Here is a 17,586-nt window from a genome sequence, read left to right on the forward strand (position 1 = left end):
CAGGGACGTTAACATCCTCGATATAGTAGATACCTACAGGAAAGTAACTATCTCTGAGAGGGCATCCGTATGGGTGACACGGCATGGACGCTCGCGACCGAGCAGGCCGACCCGGCACAGGCCTGCCCGATCGCCCCGGTGGTCGACATCGTGTTCAGCCGGTGGACCACTCCGATCCTGTGGACCCTCAACCAGCACGGCCGGCAGCGCTTCGTCGAGCTGCAACGGCAGATCACCACGATCACCCCGAAGGTGCTGACCCAGCGCCTGCGGCAGCTCGAACGCGACGGCCTGGTCGTGCGCACGTACCACCCGGAGGTGCCGCCCCGGGTCGAGTACGAGATCAGCGAACTCGGCCGCAGCCTCGCCCCGCTCTTCGCCCACCTCGCCGAATGGGCCGCCACCAACCTCGACCAGGTCGATCGGGCCCGGCGCGACTACGACAACGCTTCGACCCACTAGTACTAGACGAGGTGGCGGCGGAGTTCGTCCTCGTGGGCGTCGAGCCAGGCGCATGCCCTCCGGATGCGCTCCCCCGCGCCCCCTGCCCATCTGCGCGCCCAGTCGCCGCCGAGCGTCTGGGCGCGGGCACGGGTGGCGACGTACGAGCGACCGAACCTGGTCCGCGCGGTGTCCACCAGCCGCAGCCGATCCCGTACGGGAAGGCCGTACGCGTCGCAGAAGAGCCGCATCCTGGCTCCGACGTCCAGCGTGCGCTGGAGCGGGTCGCGGTCGATCGGATCGGCGATCGGCGCCCAGTGCCGCAGGGTCGTGACCACGTCGAACAGCCGGGTCGTCGGCCGGGCCAGGTCGAAGTCGATCAGCGCGTACGGAAGCATCCGGCCCGACGGCCCGGCCCGGAAGACGACGTTCTCCGGAGTGACGTCGCAGTGGCCGACCAGTTCGGGGCGCTCGTCCACCTGGGATCCCTGCTCCCACACCGCGCCCGGCGGAGGGGTGAAGCTCTCGGCCGCGTCGTGGAACCGGCGCAGCAGGCCGGCCAGCGCGACCAGGGTCTCGTCGGACACCGCCCACGCGGGCAGCGGCCGGGTGGCCGTCTCGCCCTCGACGAAGGTGAGGATCTCCCGGTCTCGCCCGTCGACGCCGAGCACACGCGGCGCCCCCTCGAACCCCACGGCTTCCAGGTGCGCGAGCAGCGCGTGCACCGAAGGAGAGGACGCTCCCATGCAGCGCCGCACGGTGGCCCCTACCCGGACGATCCTCTCCTCATCGGTCTCGAAGGCGATCTCGACAGGGGCCGTCCGGACGAACATAGCCATCGAGGCTAGTCCTACCGATCCCGTCGTGTACCGGTTTTCGGCACGAATATCGGGTGGCCGGTGGTCGTACGCATGGTGCCGACGCGGCGATCGCACGTCCCCTTCACCGACGTTGGGATAATGTCAACAAGTCGGACATTTAACGTGGGACTGTGAGCTGATGACCGAGCACTGCTGCGCGCCTGGCCGTACCGCGGAAGGGCGGGAGGAACCACGAACGGTCGCCCTCTCGCCCACGCCGCGCCGGGTGAGCGGGCTGGTCGCCCTGGACGGCGGGACGTTCCGGATGGGGACGGACGACCGCGAGGGTTTCCCCACGGACGGCGAGGGCCCGGTCCGCGCGGTGACGGTGCGGCCGTTCCGCCTGGCGCGCACCGCGGTGACGAACGCCCAGTTCGCGGCGTTCGTGAAGGCCACCGGGTACGTCACGGAGGCCGAGCGGTTCGGCTGGTCCTACGTCTTCCACCTGCTCGCGCCGGGGAACGCCCGCCGCCACGCGCCCTCCCCGGAAGGGACACCGTGGTGGCTCGCCATCGAGGGCGCCGCCTGGCACGCGCCGCAGGGGCCGGGCAGCACGGTCGACGACCGCAGGGAGCACCCGGTCGTGCACGTGTCATGGGAGGACGCGCGCGCCTACTGCGCCTGGGCGGGCGGGCGGCTGCCCACCGAGGCCGAGTGGGAGTACGCCGCCCGGGGCGGGCTGGACCAGGCGCGCTACCCGTGGGGCGACGAGCTCACGCCGCGCGGGCAGCACCGTTGCAACATCTGGCAGGGGCGCTTCCCCACGCACAACACCGAAGAGGACGGCCATCTCGGCACCGCTCCGGTCAAGACCTACCGGCCCAACGGGTACGGGCTGTACAACATGGTGGGCAACGTGTGGGAGTGGTGCGCGGACTGGTTCGCCACCGACCACCTCTCCCGCCCGCTCGACGATCCGCGCGGACCGGAGACGGGGACCGCGCGGGTGTTGCGCGGAGGCTCGTACCTGTGCCATGACTCCTACTGCAACCGGTATCGCGTGGCCGCGCGGAGCGCGAACACCCCGGACAGCAGCTCGGGGAACACCGGCTTCCGGATCGCGGCCGATCTTTGATCAGGAGGCGTGACGGAGCAGACGAGCCGCCCCGAACGACCCGAACGACCCGAACGACCCGAACGACCCGAACGACCCGAACGAGCATGGACACCACGGACGAGTGAGCACCGGACACGTGAGCACGGACAAGCCCGCCGACGCGCTGCGGCGGCTCCGCCGCGCGCACGAGGACGCCGTCCTCGCCACGCTGCGCTCGGCCGGTGCGCTGAGCCGCGCCCAGCTCGTCCAGCAGACCGGGCTGTCGCGCACCACGCTGTTCGCGATCATCTCCGACCTGATGGAACGCGGAGCGGTGGTGGAGATCGACGCCCCGGCCACCGAGCCGCGCGGCCGGGGGCGTCCCGCCGCGCTCGTCGCCCTGAACCCCGACGCGGGCCTGTTCATCGGGGTCGATCTCGGCCGCAGGCGGGTGCGGCTCGCGGTCGCCAACGTCGCGCACGAGGTCATCGTGACCGGCATGGACGACATCCCCGCGGGTGCGGGCGCGGAGCGCCAGGCCGAGGCCGCGGTACGGCTGATCAGGAGGGTGGGCGAGGAGCACGGCGTACGGCTCAGCGCCCTGGAGGCAGTCGGCCTCGGCCTCTTCGGCATCGTGGACGACCCGTCGCTCCCGGCCAGCACCGTCCCCGCCCGGTACGCGCCGATCACGCGGCTGATCTCGGAGGAGTTCGGCGTACGGGTGGCGGTGGACAACAACGCGCGGCTGGCCGCGCTGGCCGAGAACACCTGGGGAGCCGCGCGGTCGGTCGGCGACATGGTCTACGCGCGCTGGTCGGTCGGCGTGGGCGGCGGCTTCATCGTGGGCGGCCGCCTGCTGCGCGGCGCGCACGGGGCGGCGGGCGAGATCGGCCACGTCTCCCTGGACCCCGAGGGCCCGGAGTGCCACTGCGGCGGGCGCGGCTGCCTGGAACGCCGGATCGGCAGCCCGGCCCTGCTGGAGGCCTGCGCCGCGCGCGGCGTCGCCGTGTCCAGCCTGGACGAGCTGATCGCGGCGGCCCAGGACCGGGTGCCCACGGTGTGCTCGGTGATCTCGGACGCGGCGGCCGACCTGGGGCGGATCCTGGCCGACACCGTCATCCAGCTCGACCCCGAGCGCATCGTCGTCGGCGGCGAGTTCGCCGCGCTCGGCAGCCTGGTGCTGGATCCGATCCGCGCGGCGATCGACCGGCTGGCGCTGCCGAACGCCCGCCGACGCATCGAGGTGTCGCCCGCCGATCTCGGCGTGAACGCGTCCGCGATGGGCGCCATCGCCTTCCTCCTGAACGAGGAGCCCGCGCGCCCGCGCCTCTGACCGCCTCCCCTCGGCCATTTCTCCACGTTTCGGAAGAACTGGCCTGCTCAACATAGCCTGTAATCCGGTCAAAGGATCAAGAATCCCCCCTTGCCAGCGCCGAGGCGGACCATTAACGTCAACCCTCAGGAAAAAATGCCCGATCGGAGAGCGAGTGTCCGCACGCAACGTCCTGTTCCTGATGACCGACCAGCACCGGGTCGACACTCTGGGCTGCTACGGCAACCCTCTGGCGCGCACCCCCGCCCTGGACGGTCTGGCCGCCGAGGGCACCCGGTTCGACCGCTTCTACACGCCGACCGCGATCTGCACCCCGGCGCGCGCCTCCCTGTTCACCGGCCTGCACCCGTTCCGGCACGGCCTGCTGGTCAACCCCGAGCGCAACGGCGGCGCCCGTGACGAGGTCGCCGACGAGCACCCCGTCCTGGCCGCGCCGCTGCTGGACGCGGGCTACAACATGGGCCATGTCGGCAAGTGGCACATCGGCCGCGAGCGCGGCCCCGAGTTCTACCGGATGGACGGCGAGCACCTGCCCGGCGCGCTCAACCCGTTCCACCACCCCTCCTACGAGCGATGGCTGGCGGAGAACGGCCACCCGCCGTTCGCCGTACGCGACGCGATCTTCGGCAAGGCGCCCAACGAATCCGGGCGCGGCCATCTGATCGCCGGCCGGTTGCGGCAGCCGGTCGAGGCCACGGTCGAGGCGTTCCTGGCCGACCGGACGCTCGACCTCCTGGAGCGCTACGCCCGCGACTTCCACGACAGCGGCCGCCGTTTCGTGCTCTCCTGCCACTGGTACGGCCCGCACCTGCCGTATCTGATCCCGGACGAGTACTACGACATGTACGACCCCGAGCAGGTACCGCTGCCGGCCTCCATGGCCGAGACGTTCGCCGGCAAGCCGGACGTGCAGCGGCGCTACGCGGAGTACTGGTCGGCCGACCACTTCGACGCGGACGCCTGGCGCAAGCTGATCGCGGTCTACTGGGGCTACGTCACGATGATCGACGACCAGATCGGCCGCCTGCTCACCGCGCTGCGCGAGCTGGGCCTCTGGGACGACACCGCCGTGATGTTCACCGCCGACCACGGCGAGTTCACCGGCGCGCACCGGCTCAACGACAAGGGCCCGGCGATGTATGAGGACATCTATCGCATCCCAGGCATCGTGCGCGTGCCCGGCGCCCCGGCCCAGGCGGTCGACGAGTTCGTCACGCTGATCGACCTCAACCCGACGATCCTGGAGCTCGCCGGGCTGCCCGCGCAGAGCCCCTGCGACGGCCGGAGCCTGCTCCCGCTGATCCACGGCGAGCGGCCGGACTGGCCGCAGGAGGTGGTCGCCGAGTTCCACGGCCACCACTTCCCCTACTCCCAGCGGATGATCAGGAACCGCCGGTACAAGCTGGTGTTCAACCCGGAGAGCGTGCACGAGCTCTACGACCTGGAGACCGACCCGCACGAGCTGCACAACGTCTACACCGCCCCGTCCTACGCGGACGTACGGCGGGACATGACCACGCGGCTGTACCGGGAGCTGCTGCGGAGGGGCGATCCGGCCTACACGTGGATGAGCTACATGGCCGACATCGGGGGCGGCCGCGCCGCCGACGTCGACGGCGTGGCCGACGAGGTGGCCTGACATGGCCGAACACACAGCCGGAAGCAGAGCAGGAAAGCGCCGCTCCACGGTGCCGCTCACCATCGGGTCGGGCCTGCTCGGGCTGGCCGTCTGGGTGCTGCTCGCGAACAGCGGCATCCAGGGTTTCCCCGGCCCGCTGGAGGTGGCCGAGCGCGCCGTGACGTCGATCGGCGACGGCACGCTGTTCGGTGATCTGTTCGCCAGCCTCCGCCGGGTGCTCACCGGGTTCGTGCTCGGGGTCGCGCTGGCGGTGCCGGTCGGATTCCTGATGGGCTGGTATCCCCCGGTTCGGGGCCTGATCGAACCGTGGTTGCAGTTCTTCCGCATGGTGCCGCCGCTGGCGATCATCCCGCTGGCGATCGTGCTCATGGGCATCGGCGAGACGCCGAAGATCTTCGTGATCTTCCTGGCCTCGTTCCTGTCGTCGGTCGTCTCGACCTTCCAGGGCGTGGTCTCCGTGGACTCGACGCTGATCAACGCGGCCCGGGTGCTCGGCGCGAAGGACGGCAGGGTCTTCACCGGAGTCGTGGTCCCCGCGTCCACGCCGTTCATCCTCGTCGGCATGCGCATCGGCCTCGGCGCCTCCTGGGCCACGGTCGTCGCCGCCGAGCTGATCGCCGCCCAGGAGGGGCTGGGTTACCGGATGCAGCAGGCCCAGCTGTACTACGACCTGCCGACGATCTTCGTCCAGCTGATCGTCATCGGTCTCGTCGGCCTCCTGATGGACCGCCTGCTGCTGCTCGCCGAACGCCGCCTGACGAGCTGGCAGGAACGGAGATGAGCCCAGTGACTCCCAAGATCGAGTTTCGCGACGTCTCGCACGGCTTCGACCTCGGCGGCGAGACGTTCGCCGCCCTGGACCACGTCAGCCTGGACATCGCCGACGGGGAGTTCGTCACCGTCGTCGGCCCCTCCGGCTGCGGCAAGAGCACTCTCATGAACATCGCGGCCGGGCTGCTCGAGCCCCGCGACGGCCAGGTCCTCGTGGACGGGCGGGCGGTGCACGGCCCGAGCCCGCAGCGCGGCGTCATCTTCCAGCAGTACGCGCTCTTCCCGTGGATGACCGTGCGCAAGAACGTCGAGTTCGGGCTGAAGATCGCCGGAGTCGGCGCCGAGGAACGTCGCCGTACGGCGGAGCGGTTCATCGACATGGTCGGCCTGTCCGACTTCGCCGACGCGCTGCCGAAGACCCTGTCCGGCGGGATGAAGCAGCGCTGCGCCATCGCCAGGGCGTACGCGGTCGATCCCACGATCCTGCTGATGGACGAGCCGTTCGGCGCCCTCGACGCGCTCACCCGGGTGCAGCTCCAGGACCGGCTCCTGGACACCTGGAGCCGGGAGCGGCGCACGGTGCTGTTCATCACGCACGACGTCGACGAGGCGGTCTACCTGGCCAACCGGGTGATCGTCATGGCCGCGCGGCCGGGCCGCGTGCACCGTGTGATCGACGTCGACCTGCCTTATCCGCGTACGGAGGACATGCGCCTGTCGCCGGAGTTCGCCGAGCTCAGGCGGGAAGTCTGGCACTCCGTCTACCACCAGCCCTCCCCCATCGAAAGGACGTCGCCGTGAAGCGACCTCGCCGGCTGATCGCGGCCTTCGGCGCCGCCGTGGCCCTCCTCCTCCCCGTCACGGCCTGCGGCGGCTCGTCCTCGGACTCCGCCGAGGGCGCGACCGAGGTCACCTTCGGCTACATCGCCGACTTCTCCGGCGTGGCGTCCCTCGCCGCCGCCGACAAGCTGGGCCTGTGGAAGAAGCAGGGCCTCACGCCCAGCCTGAAGGCGTTCACCAACGGGCCGCTGCAGATCCAGGCGCTCGGCGCGGGCGACCTCGACTTCGGCTACATCGGCTCGGGCGCCACCTGGTTGCCCGCCTCCGGCAAGGCGAAGATCATCTCGGTCAACATGCTCGGCCAGGCCGACCGGGTCATCACCCGCCCCGGCTCCGGCATCACCTCGATCGCCGAGCTGAAGGGCAAGAAGGTCGGCGTTCCCGAGGGCACGTCCGGTGACATGATCCTCCAGCTCGCCCTCAAGGAGGCCGGGCTCGCGCCGACGGACGTCCAGAAGGTCTCCATGGACGCGAGCACGGTGGTCACCGCGTTCTCGTCCGGACAGGTCGACGCCGCCGCCATCTGGTACCCGCTGATCGACACCATCAAGAAGAACGTCCCCGACCTGGTCGAGCTGACCAAGAGCGAGGACTTCTATCCCAAGCTCAGCTTCCCGAGCTCCTTCGTCGCGCGGAACGAGCTGGTCAAGGACCAGCCGGAGACGGTCACCAAGGTGCTCAAGGTCCTCCAGGAGGCCAACGACTGGGTGGCCGCCAACACCGCCGAGGCGGAGCAGCTGTCGGCGTCCTTCCTGAAGGCGCCGGCCGAGCAGTTCAAGGGCGCCTCCTCCGTCACCAAGATCCTGACGACGGCGGAACTCGCGAAGTTCAGCGCCGACGGCACCGTCGCCGGCTGGTACAAGGGGCTGGCCGACATCTTCGTCACCATGGGCAAGATCACGGAGTCTCCCGACCCCGCCACCTACTACACCGCCGACCTCTACCAGGCCGCGGCGGGCGGCGGAAAGTAGCCGTCGGACACGGCGAGCGAACCGCGGCGGGCCGGTCTCCCTCGGGGGCCGGCCCTGCGCGTGTTCCCGGACCTCCCCGGGAGACCGGCCCGCCGGATGACCGCGTCCTCGCCCCGGGGAACCGGCACAGGGGGTGAATCGACTCTCCTCCCGAACGTCACCATCCGTGATCGGCGGATCTCCAGATATCCGGACTGTCCCGCCCCTGCGTGGGTAGCATGGTGAAGATGTTTGTCCTGTCATCCGGTCAAGGTCTCCCCCAGTTAGGCGAACTCGCCCTGGCCATCGTGCTGTCCGCCGCCATCGGCCTCGAACGCGAGCTGCGTTTCAAGAACGCCGGGCTGCGCACCCACGCCCTGGTCGGCCTCGGCTCCGCGCTGTTCATGCTGGTCGGCAAGTACGGCTTCTACGACGTGCTGGGAGAACACGTCTCCCTCGATCCCTCACGCGTCGCCGCCCAGGTCGTCTCGGGCATCGGGTTCATCGGCGGCGGCCTCATCTTCGTCCGGCGCGACGCCGTACGCGGGCTGACCACCGCCGCCGTGGTCTGGGTGACCGCGGCGATCGGCATGGCCTGCGGCGCGGGCCTGCCTGTCCTCGCGGTCGCGGTCACCGCCGGGCACTTCCTCGTCATCCTGGGCCTCAACCTCGTCAGCCGCCGCCTTCCCCCCGGCGGCGACAACGCGTCCTACCTGCGCCTGGTGTACGTGGACGGGACCGGCACGCTGCGCGACGCGCTCGTGGCGTGTACGCGGCGCGGTTTCGCGGTGACCGAGGTCGCCGCCGAGAGAGCGATCCACGGCGACATCGCGGACCTCGGCCGGGCGGACGGCCGGGAGCGGGCCGAGCCCGGTCCTCCGGGGGGACGCACGGTCTCGGTCACTCTCGGGCTGCGCGGCACGGGCTCGATCACCGACCTCACGGCGGAGCTGAGCGAACTCCCCTCCGTGCTCGCGGTGAACTCCGGCGACGGCGTCGACCACGACTAGGATCTCACCCGAACCGGCGCCCGTACGGACGTGGCACCCGCCGGGCGAAGTCTCGGCCGGACCAGCATGATCCGCGGGGACGGCCACATGCCCGGGAAGGGACAACGCGTGGATGACTTCGCCTGCAGAGGCCCCCGGACGTGAGCCGCCGTGTGAGGATCCGCGTCTGAATTCGCCGGACGCCTCGGCGTGGACAGCCTTGACCTGCTGGAACGGGTCGAGATCCTGGAGCAGCGATTCCAGCAGCCCTTGACACAGAAAGGCAAACGATGACCGCACGACTCATTCAGCCATCCGGGCGCGGCTTCCTGCTGTTCGACGCCCATCCCGGGGGATGCGCACGGATCGTCACCGACATGGCGGCACAGGTTCAACCGGTGACGCGATCGGGTGAGAGGGAAAGGCCGGTCGCCCTGATCATCGGTTCCTCCGCCGGTTACGGACTGGCCGCCACAGTCGCGGGCATCGCCCGGTACGGCGTTCAAGGGGTGGGCCTGTGCTTCGAGCGTCCGCCGACCACGCGCCGGACGGCGACGGCGGGGTGGTACCGCACCATCGCCACGGCCACGCTCGCGCAGGAGACCGGGAGCGATTTCGCGTTCGTCAACGGGGACGCCTTCACCGACGCCACCAAGGACGACGTCCTCGACCTGGTGTCCAAGCGGTTCGGAGGCATCGACTATCTGATCTACAGCGTGGCCGCGCCACGCCGCACCGACCCGGTCACGGGCGCGCTGCATCAGTCGGTGATCCAGCCGATCGGGGCCGAGCACGTCACCAAGACACTCGAATTCGACGGTGACGGGACACCGCACCTGAAGGAGATCCGAGTTCAGCCTGCGACGGATGCGGAGACGGCGGACACGGTCAAGGTCATGGGCGGTGAAGACTGGGCGCGCTGGGTGGACGCACTGGAGGCGGGCGGTCTGATCCGGCCGGGCTTCACCACTGTGGCCCTGTCCTACATCGGTTCACATCTCACCTCGGCCATCTACCGGGCCGGGACCATCGGGGCGGCCAAGCTGCATCTTGAGAGGACGGCATCCGTCCTCGGGGACCGGTTGGGCGACTACGGGGGTCGTGCCTTGACCTCAGTCAACGGCGCGGCGGTCACCCAGGCGTCAACGGCCATCCCCGGCATCGCCCTGTACGTGAGCCTGCTGCGGGATGCCCTCGGTACGGGCATGTCGTCGCCGCTCGCGCAGTCCGTCGACCTGTGGGACCAGCTCACCGGGACCGCCCCGCTCGACACCGACGAACAGGGCCGTATCCGCCTCGACCGCTGGGAGCTGGACGAGGCGGCGCAGACGGCGGTGACCGAACGGTGGGAGGCGGCGACCCCCGACACCATCGGGGACCTCGCCGACACCGGCTGGTTCCGGGACGAGGTCCGGCGGCTGTACGGCTTCGAGGTGCCGGGCGTGGACTACTCCGTTCCGTGCGAGCCCGATCTTCCCTGGCCCGCCGTCTGATTGTGTGACGCCGCCGGTGCGGGACCCGCCACCTGGGCCGGTCCCACCCGATCAGGAGGACGCGTGATCGCCGAGTGACCGCGTCCAGCGGTGTGAGCAGCGCATTCGCCCCGCCGCCCCTATGCGGAACGCAAGATCCGATGCCAGGCGGCGGATCGGCTCCGTGGGTGGCCAGACGGTGATCGTCAGGAACCCCGTGTCTCGGGCCGCGGCGTGAACTCGTAGGCCGCCTCGTGGCGAGACAGGATGTTCCCTGTCCCCCACGAAAGGCCATCCACGTGTCATGGTGCGCGCGATGACCGCGATCCCCACAGACCGGATCCGTGACTCCGACCTCATCGGGGAGTCCCGGACCGATCCCGAGGCGTTCGCCGCCCTGTTCGATCGCTATTCCGGGATGCTGTACAGATATGTCTCCCGGCGGCTCGGTCCCGAGGTCGCCGAGGACCTGGTCGGCGAGACGTTCCTCGTCGCCTTCGCCCGGCGGGACCGCTACGACGGGGCCTATCCCGACGCCCGCCCCTGGCTGTTCGGCATCGTCACCAAGCTCGTCGCGCGACATCGCCGCACCGAGTCCGCCCGGTACCGGGCGTTGCTGCGCAGCCCTGCCGAGGACGTCGTCGACTCCCCTGCCGACCGGGTGGCGGCGGGGGTCACCGCCAGGTCCACCCGCCCGGCGCTCGCCCGCGCCCTGGCCGGGCTCGCCTCGCGGGACCGTGACGTCCTGCTGCTGATCGCCTGGGGCGACCTGTCGTACGAGGAGGTCGCGCGGGCCCTGGACATCCCGGTCGGCACCGTGCGCTCCCGTCTGAACCGGGCCAGGAAGAAGGTCCGCGCCGCGCTCGGCGACACCAACCCGATGCACGAGGAGGAGTGACCATGGACGATCTGAAGCTGCTCCGCGACCTCGGCCGCGAGCTGGAACACGAGCCCCCGGCCACGCTCGCGCGCCAGCGGGGGCGCCTCCTCGGATCCTCGGCGCACGCACGGGCGCACACACAGGGGCCCGATCAGGCACATGTCCGGGCTTCTGGCCGGGTGAACCGCCGGACGCGCACCTGGGCGATGCTCGCCCTGGCCGCCGGTCTCACCGCCGCCGTCGTCACCGTGCCCACCGTGCTCCTCAACCGTTCCTCCATCGTGGGCAGCGACGTAGGAGTCCGGACCGGGACGGGCGGGAGCGCGCCCACCGGGCCGCTCAACCTGCTGTTGATCGGGTCCGACACCCGGGCCGGGAGCAACGGGAAGTACGGCCGGCGCATGGGCGACCAACCCGGGCGGAGCGACACGCTGATCCTGGTGCACCTGCCCGCCGACCGGAAGAGCGCCGAGGTCGTCAGCATCCCCCGGGACTCGATGGTTGTGATTCCCGATTGCCGGGCGAGTGACGGCAAGGTGATCGCCTCCCACGTCAGCATGATCAATTCGGCCTATGCCGAGGGTGGTCTCATCTGCGCGCGCAGGACAGTCGAGAGCCTGACCAAGGTGCGCATCCATCACACGATCTCGATCGACTTCTCCGGCTTCAAGCAGGTGATCGACGCCGTCGGAGGCGTGGAGATCACCGTGCCGAAGGCGGTGGACGACCCCAAGGCGAAGCTGCGCCTGCCCGCCGGTCGGCAGATCCTCGACGGCGAGCAGGCCCTGGGTTACGCGCGGGCCCGCTACGCGCTCGGCGACGGGTCGGATCTGATGCGGATCAAGCGCCAGCACACGCTCATGCGGGCCGTGCTGAAGAAGGCGAAGGACCTGCCGTCCGACCCGGCCAGGCTCGCGACCTTCGTGAAGGCGGCCTCCACCTGGATCACGACCGACTCCGGTTTCGACATGCGGACGATGTACGACCTCGCCCGCGGCCTGGCGGGGGTGAAGCCGAGCGCCACGACGTTCACGGCGGTTCCGGTCGTGCCCTATCCGCCCGACCGGAACCGGCTCTCCTGGAAGCAGCCCGCCGCCGACAAGCTGTTCGAGCGGTTCAGGAGCGCCGGCGAGTAGGCCCTTCCCCGTAGGCGATGGCCGAGGAAGGAGCGACGCCCCGCGGAGCCGGACTGGACAGTGCCGGACAGCAAGGAAGGATCCGGACCGCGGGGCGCACCGCCGTCCGCGGGCGCGGCTGCACGTTGTCGTTGATTAATATACGCAATTGCGAGTTATTTGCAATAACTCACCTGGTCGTTCTACCTTCGCCCCATGAGAAGTGCCTTGACCCGGCTCGCGGCCGCCGCGATCGTCGGGCTGTCCGCCGCCGCCTGCTCGGCCGCGCCCGCCCAGGAACGGCCCGCGAACGCGGACACGTTCGTCGCGGGACTCGGCTCCGAACCCGATTCACTGAACCCCGTCATGGGATACGCCGCGGACGGCGGGTCCCTGATGTTCGACGGCCTGGTCAGCCGGAACGCGGATCTGAGCCTGCGGCCCGCGCTCGCCACGAGCCTCCCCGAGGTCAAGGGCACGACCGTCACCTTCACGCTGCGCACCGGCGTGACCTTCCACGACGGCACTCCGCTCACCGGCGCTGACGTCGCCTACACGTACCGGTCGGTGCTGGACGACAAGAACAACTCCGGCATCCGCGGGGACTACGCGGCCATCGAGTCCGTCGAGGCCCCCGACGCGACGACGGTCGTGTTCCACCTCACGTACCCGTACGCGCCGATCCTGCAGCGGGCGACGCTGGGCATCGTGCCCGACGGGAGCCTGGAGCGGTCCGGGTTCGAGGCCAGGCCGGTGGGCACCGGGCCGTACCGGTTCGTGTCCCGGACGCCGGGCGACAAGATCGTGCTGGAGGCGAACCCCACCTACTGGGGCGGCGCGCCGACGATCAAGAAGCTTGTCCTGGCCTTCGCCTCCGACGACAACGTCCGGGCCACCCGGATGGCGGCCGGCGAGTTCGACGCCGCCGAGCTGCCGCCCAAGGCCGCCGCGCGGTTCGAGAACACCGACGGCCTGACCGTCCACCGGGTGCCGAGCGCCGACTATCGGGGCGTGATGTTCCCCCTGGACGAGCCGGTCACCGGTGACCTCGCCATCCGCAAGGCGCTCAGCCTCGCCCTCGACCGGGCGGCGATGGTGAAGACCATCCTCGCGGGAGCCGGCCGTCCCGCGTTCGGGCCGATCCCGCCGGGAACGACCTGGCACAACCCGGCCGTCGAGGGTTCCGGCACCCCTGACCAGGCCGCGGCCGCGCAGGTGCTGGACCAGGCCGGATGGGTCCGGGGAGCCGACGGCGTCCGTGCCAAGGACGGCACACCGGCGACGTTCACGCTGATGTACCCCGCGGGCGACTCGCTGCGCAAGGAGCTCGCCCTCGCGGTCGCCTCGGACGCCAAGAAGATCGGCGTCGACGTCCGGCCGACCGGCCTGGACTGGGACGCCATCGAGCCCCGCATGGGCAAGGACGCCCTGATCATGGGGATGGGCACGCCGTTCGACCCCGACTACACCAACTACGAGACGTTCCACTCGCGCTTCTCCGGCCAGGGCTTCTTCAACCCCGGCCACTACAAGGTGCCCGAGGTCGACGCGCTCCTGGAGAAGGGCCGCGAGGAGACCGATCCCGCCGCGCGCAAGCAGGCCTACGACGCCCTGCAGCAGCGCGTACGCGACGACGAAGTGTGGGCGTACCTGGTCTTCCTCGAACACGTCTACGTCGTACGCGGTGAGTGGACGGGCATCGCCCCCAGCGTCGAGGCGCACGAGCACGCCGCCGGCGGCCTGTTCCGCAACCTCGCCGAATGGAAGCCGGCCGCGTGATCCGTGCTCTGGCCCGCATGGTGGCCTGGCGGCTGGTCTTCGTCGTACCGCTGCTGCTCGCGGTCACGATCGGCATCTTCGCGCTGGCCAAGGCGTCGCCGTTCGACCCGGTCCGGCAGTATCTCGGCGACCGGGCGCTCACCACGAGCCCCGAGATCACCGAACGGATCCGGGCCAACTGGGGCCTGGACCGGCCACTGGCCGAGCAGTACCTCACCTGGCTGGGCAACCTGCTCCGCGGCGAGCTCGGCGAGTCGCGGAGCATGCACCTGCCGGTCGCCCAGGTGATCGGCGACCGGCTCGGCTGGACCCTCCTCGCGGTCGGCTGCGCCCTGGTGCTGATGCTGGCGGGGAGCCTGGCCGTGGGCGCCCTGGCGGCCTGGCGGCGCGGCTCGTGGCTCGACCGGGCCATCACCGGCACGGCCTACGCCAACGAGGCGGCGCCCGTCTTCTGGACGGGTCTCCTTGTGATCTGGCTGTTCGCGGTGAAGCTGCGCTGGCTGCCCTCGGGCGGTCTCACCGACGCCGCCTCCACCACCACCTCGCCGGGTGACGTGCTGCGGCACATGGTGCTGCCGGTGACCGTGCTGGCGTTCTCCCAGTCCTCCTGGCTCGTGCTGTACGTGCGCGAGTCGCTGATCGCCACCCTGCGGGAGGACTTCGTCGTCGGGGCCAGGGCTCGCGGACTGCGCGAGCGCACCGTGATCCTGCGGCACGCGCTGCGCTCCGCGCTCCTGCCGTTCGTCACGCTGCTCGGCGCGCGCATCCCCGAGTTGGTCACCGGGGCGATCCTGGTCGAGTCCGTCTTCTCCTGGCCCGGAGTCGCCTCCGCGTCCGTGCAGGCGGCGCTCTCCGCGGACTTCCCGCTGCTGGCGGCGCTCACGCTGCTCGCCACCCTCGCGGTGGTCCTCGGAAGCCTGGCCGCCGACGCCGCGTACGTCTTCGTCGACCCGCGCGTGCGGGTCCTGGGGGTGAGCTAGATGGCGACCGTGACGCGCCGGAGGCACGTCCGATCACGTCGCCTGGCGGCGGCGACCCTCGCCGTGCTCGGGCTGGCCGTGCTGCTCGTCCCACTGTTCGCCCGGCTCGACCAGAGCCAGGTGGACCTGCACTCCGCCTCGCTCCCGCCGGGGCTCGCGCACCCGTTCGGCACCGACGAGATGGGCCGCGACGTGCTGCTCCGCGTGGTGTACGGCCTGCGCGTGTCCATGCTCGTCGGCCTGGTGGCCGCCGCCGTGTCGGCGACGGTCGGCACGCTGGTGGGGCTCGCCGCCGGAACGCTCGGCGGGGCGGCCGACCGGTTGCTGATGCGGATCGTGGACGCCTTCAACTCGGTGCCCCACCTGCTGTTCGGCATCTTCATCGTCGCGCTGTTCTCGCCCGGCGCGACCGCGGTGGTCGTCTCCGTCGGGCTCACCCACTGGATGACCGCGGCCAGGATCGTCCGCTCCGAGGTGCTGACGCTGCGGTCCCGCCCGTTCGTGGACGCCGCGATCTCGATGGGCTCCGGGAGGGCGCGGATCGTGCTCCGGCACTTCCTGCCCCACCTCGGCCCGCACATCGCCCTGGCGGCGGTGCTCATGGTGCCGCACGCCGTCTGGCACGAGACCGCGCTGAGCTTCCTCGGGCTCGGTCTGCCCGCCCATCTCGCCTCGCTCGGCAACATGATCAACGACGGCGCGCGGTCGCTGCTCGCGGGCAACTGGTGGCCCTCGCTCTTCCCCGGCCTGTTCGTCCTCCTGCCGACCCTGGCGATCTCCTCGCTCGCCCAGCACTGGCGCGACCGGAGCAATCCCCGCCGGAGATCGGAGCTGCAGCTATGAGGTCACCTTCCCGTCTGCGCGTCGAGGGCCTCACGGTCCGCTTCCGTCTCCCCGACGCGACCGTACGGGCCGTCACCGGCGCGTCCTTCGAGGTACGGCAGGGCGAATGCCTGGCCCTGGTCGGGGAGTCCGGCTGCGGCAAGTCGGTGATGGCCCACGCACTGCTCGGGCTGCTTCCCGGGAACGCGGAGGTCGAGGGATCCGCGTGGCTGGAGACCGGCGACGCCGATCCCGTCGACCTGATCGCGGCGCCGGAGGCCGTCCTGGCCCGCACGGTGCGCGGCCGCAGGATCGGGCTGGTCCCGCAGAGCCCCGCCACGCACCTCACCCCGGTCCGCACGGCGCGCGCCCAGCTCGCCGAGGCGCTGAGAGAGCTCGGCAACCCGGCGAGCGCGGACGACCTGGCGGAGCGGGCCGGCCTGCGCCCGGCCGATCTCGACCGCTACCCCCACCAGCTCTCCGGCGGCATGGCGCAGCGGGTCGCCAACGCGCTGGCCCTGGCCGGCGATCCCTGGCTGATCCTCGCCGACGAGCCCACCAGCGGCCTGGACCGGCCGCTGGTGGACGCGACAATGGACGAGCTGCGCCGCCTGGCCGACGACGGGCGGGCCGTCCTGCTCATCACCCACGACCTGCGTGCCGCCGAGCGGGTCGCCGACCGGATCGCCGTCATGTACGCGAGCCACGTCGTGTCGATCACCCGGGCGGACGCGTTCTTCGCCGGGCCGCGTCATCCGTACGCGGCGGGGTTGCTGGACGCGCTGCCGTCGCGCCGTTTCACGCCCATCCCGGGCCGGCCGCCCGAGCTGACCCGGCTCCCTGACGGGTGCGCCTTCCTGCCACGCTGCGACCGGGCCACGCCCGCCTGCGAGCGCACGCCGGAACTCGCCTGCGCCGACGGGCAGGAGGTGGCCTGCCATCACCCCTTGGACCACCCCTTCGACCACCCCATCACTCCCCCGGAGCATCCTTTGGACCGCAATGCTGCGCGCTGACGGCGTCACCGTCTCCTACGACCGCCACCGCGTGCTCGACCGCGTGTCGGTGGACGTGCCCCCCGGGGTGGTCACCGGGCTCGCCGGGCCGAGCGGGTGCGGCAAGTCCAGCCTGGCCCGGGTCCTCGCCCTGCTGCTGCGGCCCGCGGCCGGGCGGGTCAGCGTCGACGGGACCGACGTCCGCCGCTGGCGGCACCGCGCCGCGCCCGCCCTCCGGACCAGGGTCGCGCTGATCTTCCAGCAGCCCCGGCTCGCCGTCGATCCCCGGTTCACCCTGCTCGACGTCATCACCGAGCCGTTGCGGGTGGCGCGGCAGCCCCTGGACCGGGCGGAGCGGCTCGCCGAGGAGATGGGCCTCACCCCGGACCTGCTCGTACGGCGACCGCACGAGGTGTCCGACGGCCAGTTGCAGCGCGCGTGCGTGGCCCGCGCGCTCGCCCTGCGGCCGCGTTACGTGATCTGCGACGAGATGACCACCATGCTCGACGCCTCCACCCAGGCCCACCTCGTCGCGCGGCTGGAGGACTACCGGCGGGAGTCGGGGGCGGGCGTGCTCGCGATCAGCCACGACACCGAGTTGCTCGACCGGTGGTGCGGGACGGACTCCTCCATCCGGCACCTCGAACGGCTTTGGACCCGTACGTAGGACCTTCGGATGCATGA

17 protein-coding genes are annotated in these 17,586 nt (G+C 71.0%); 16 read left to right on the forward strand and 1 reads right to left on the reverse strand.

Features of this window, described 5'->3' with window-relative positions:
- The first annotated feature begins 69 nt into the window (after positions 1-69).
- Positions 70-462: a winged helix-turn-helix transcriptional regulator gene (locus AB0I59_RS33105; RefSeq protein WP_061259239.1), complete on the forward strand. Its 393-nt coding sequence runs from the start codon at positions 70-72 to the stop codon at positions 460-462.
- Positions 463-464: 2 nt separating this feature from the next.
- On the opposite strand, the gene AB0I59_RS33110 is transcribed toward AB0I59_RS33105, so the two are convergent.
- On the reverse strand, positions 465-1,274 hold the full coding sequence (locus AB0I59_RS33110; protein WP_061259238.1) for a phosphotransferase: 810 nt from the start codon (positions 1,272-1,274) through the stop codon (positions 465-467).
- A 166-nt stretch (positions 1,275-1,440) separates the two neighbouring features.
- Between AB0I59_RS33110 and AB0I59_RS33115 the strand changes: the two genes are divergently transcribed.
- From AB0I59_RS33115 to AB0I59_RS33185, 15 genes are all read left to right on the forward strand, one after another.
- On the forward strand, positions 1,441-2,376 hold the full coding sequence (locus tag AB0I59_RS33115; RefSeq protein ID WP_061259237.1) for a formylglycine-generating enzyme family protein: 936 nt from the start codon (positions 1,441-1,443) through the stop codon (positions 2,374-2,376).
- 118 nt (positions 2,377-2,494) lie between these two features.
- The gene (locus tag AB0I59_RS33120) at positions 2,495-3,670 is read left to right on the forward strand and encodes an ROK family transcriptional regulator (protein ID WP_061259257.1); all 1,176 of its coding nucleotides are present in this window, start codon (positions 2,495-2,497) and stop codon (positions 3,668-3,670) included.
- 154 nt (positions 3,671-3,824) lie between these two features.
- On the forward strand, positions 3,825-5,309 hold the full coding sequence (locus AB0I59_RS33125) for a sulfatase family protein (RefSeq protein WP_358139142.1): 1,485 nt from the start codon (positions 3,825-3,827) through the stop codon (positions 5,307-5,309).
- 1 nt (position 5,310) lies between these two features.
- Complete coding sequence (locus AB0I59_RS33130) at positions 5,311-6,090, forward strand: ABC transporter permease (RefSeq protein WP_061259235.1); 780 nt, start codon at positions 5,311-5,313, stop codon at positions 6,088-6,090.
- A complete protein-coding gene (locus AB0I59_RS33135) occupies positions 6,087-6,881 on the forward strand; it encodes an ABC transporter ATP-binding protein (RefSeq protein ID WP_228648196.1) in 795 nt (264 codons plus the stop codon). The genes AB0I59_RS33130 and AB0I59_RS33135 overlap by 4 nt, the downstream gene beginning before the upstream one ends.
- A complete protein-coding gene (locus AB0I59_RS33140; RefSeq protein WP_061259233.1) occupies positions 6,878-7,891 on the forward strand; it encodes an aliphatic sulfonate ABC transporter substrate-binding protein in 1,014 nt (337 codons plus the stop codon). The genes AB0I59_RS33135 and AB0I59_RS33140 overlap by 4 nt, the downstream gene beginning before the upstream one ends.
- 227 nt (positions 7,892-8,118) lie before the next feature.
- Positions 8,119-8,880, forward strand: a complete 762-nt coding sequence (locus tag AB0I59_RS33145) for an MgtC/SapB family protein (RefSeq protein WP_082777366.1) — start codon at positions 8,119-8,121, stop codon at positions 8,878-8,880.
- Between the two features lie 269 nt (positions 8,881-9,149).
- Positions 9,150-10,352 carry an enoyl-[acyl-carrier-protein] reductase FabV gene (fabV, locus tag AB0I59_RS33150; RefSeq protein WP_061259231.1) on the forward strand — a complete coding sequence of 401 codons (1,203 nt, stop codon included), beginning with the start codon at positions 9,150-9,152 and terminating at the stop codon, positions 10,350-10,352.
- A gap of 295 nt (positions 10,353-10,647) precedes the next feature.
- Positions 10,648-11,229, forward strand: a complete 582-nt coding sequence (locus AB0I59_RS33155) for an RNA polymerase sigma factor (RefSeq protein ID WP_061259256.1) — start codon at positions 10,648-10,650, stop codon at positions 11,227-11,229.
- Positions 11,230-11,231: 2 nt separating this feature from the next.
- Positions 11,232-12,347: an LCP family protein gene (locus AB0I59_RS33160; RefSeq protein WP_061259230.1), complete on the forward strand. Its 1,116-nt coding sequence runs from the start codon at positions 11,232-11,234 to the stop codon at positions 12,345-12,347.
- Between the two features lie 195 nt (positions 12,348-12,542).
- Complete coding sequence (locus AB0I59_RS33165) at positions 12,543-14,105, forward strand: ABC transporter substrate-binding protein (protein ID WP_358139148.1); 1,563 nt, start codon at positions 12,543-12,545, stop codon at positions 14,103-14,105.
- Positions 14,102-15,085, forward strand: coding sequence for an ABC transporter permease (locus AB0I59_RS33170; protein ID WP_358139151.1), 984 nt, complete (start codon positions 14,102-14,104; stop codon positions 15,083-15,085). Before AB0I59_RS33165 ends, AB0I59_RS33170 begins: the two co-directional genes overlap by 4 nt.
- Positions 15,086-15,928: an ABC transporter permease gene (locus AB0I59_RS33175; protein WP_358139154.1), complete on the forward strand. Its 843-nt coding sequence runs from the start codon at positions 15,086-15,088 to the stop codon at positions 15,926-15,928.
- Positions 15,925-16,923: an ABC transporter ATP-binding protein gene (locus AB0I59_RS33180; protein WP_358139157.1), complete on the forward strand. Its 999-nt coding sequence runs from the start codon at positions 15,925-15,927 to the stop codon at positions 16,921-16,923. Before AB0I59_RS33175 ends, AB0I59_RS33180 begins: the two co-directional genes overlap by 4 nt.
- On the forward strand, positions 16,910-17,569 hold the full coding sequence (locus AB0I59_RS33185; RefSeq protein ID WP_061259225.1) for an ABC transporter ATP-binding protein: 660 nt from the start codon (positions 16,910-16,912) through the stop codon (positions 17,567-17,569). Before AB0I59_RS33180 ends, AB0I59_RS33185 begins: the two co-directional genes overlap by 14 nt.
- Positions 17,570-17,586: the final 17 nt, after the last annotated feature.

The organism is Microtetraspora glauca (assembly GCF_040656155.1).
GTDB lineage: Bacteria > Actinomycetota > Actinomycetes > Streptosporangiales > Streptosporangiaceae > Microtetraspora > Microtetraspora glauca.

What these genes read in the sequence shown, in the direction of transcription:
- AB0I59_RS33110 (WP_061259238.1), bottom strand. Translation starts at nt 1,274, where the DNA reads ATGTTCGTCCGGACGGCCCCTGTCGAGATCGCCTTCGAGACCGATGAG.
- AB0I59_RS33175 (WP_358139154.1), top strand. Translation starts at nt 15,086, where the DNA reads ATGGCGACCGTGACGCGCCGGAGGCACGTCCGATCACGTCGCCTGGCG.
- AB0I59_RS33130 (WP_061259235.1), top strand. Translation starts at nt 5,311, where the DNA reads ATGGCCGAACACACAGCCGGAAGCAGAGCAGGAAAGCGCCGCTCCACG.
- AB0I59_RS33115 (WP_061259237.1), top strand. Translation starts at nt 1,441, where the DNA reads ATGACCGAGCACTGCTGCGCGCCTGGCCGTACCGCGGAAGGGCGGGAG.
- AB0I59_RS33185 (WP_061259225.1), top strand. Translation starts at nt 16,910, where the DNA reads ATGCTGCGCGCTGACGGCGTCACCGTCTCCTACGACCGCCACCGCGTG.
- AB0I59_RS33180 (WP_358139157.1), top strand. Translation starts at nt 15,925, where the DNA reads ATGAGGTCACCTTCCCGTCTGCGCGTCGAGGGCCTCACGGTCCGCTTC.
- AB0I59_RS33155 (WP_061259256.1), top strand. Translation starts at nt 10,648, where the DNA reads ATGACCGCGATCCCCACAGACCGGATCCGTGACTCCGACCTCATCGGG.
- AB0I59_RS33160 (WP_061259230.1), top strand. Translation starts at nt 11,232, where the DNA reads ATGGACGATCTGAAGCTGCTCCGCGACCTCGGCCGCGAGCTGGAACAC.
- AB0I59_RS33165 (WP_358139148.1), top strand. Translation starts at nt 12,543, where the DNA reads ATGAGAAGTGCCTTGACCCGGCTCGCGGCCGCCGCGATCGTCGGGCTG.
- AB0I59_RS33135 (WP_228648196.1), top strand. Translation starts at nt 6,087, where the DNA reads ATGAGCCCAGTGACTCCCAAGATCGAGTTTCGCGACGTCTCGCACGGC.
- AB0I59_RS33105 (WP_061259239.1), top strand. Translation starts at nt 70, where the DNA reads ATGGGTGACACGGCATGGACGCTCGCGACCGAGCAGGCCGACCCGGCA.
- AB0I59_RS33145 (WP_082777366.1), top strand. Translation starts at nt 8,119, where the DNA reads ATGTTTGTCCTGTCATCCGGTCAAGGTCTCCCCCAGTTAGGCGAACTC.
- fabV (WP_061259231.1), top strand. Translation starts at nt 9,150, where the DNA reads ATGACCGCACGACTCATTCAGCCATCCGGGCGCGGCTTCCTGCTGTTC.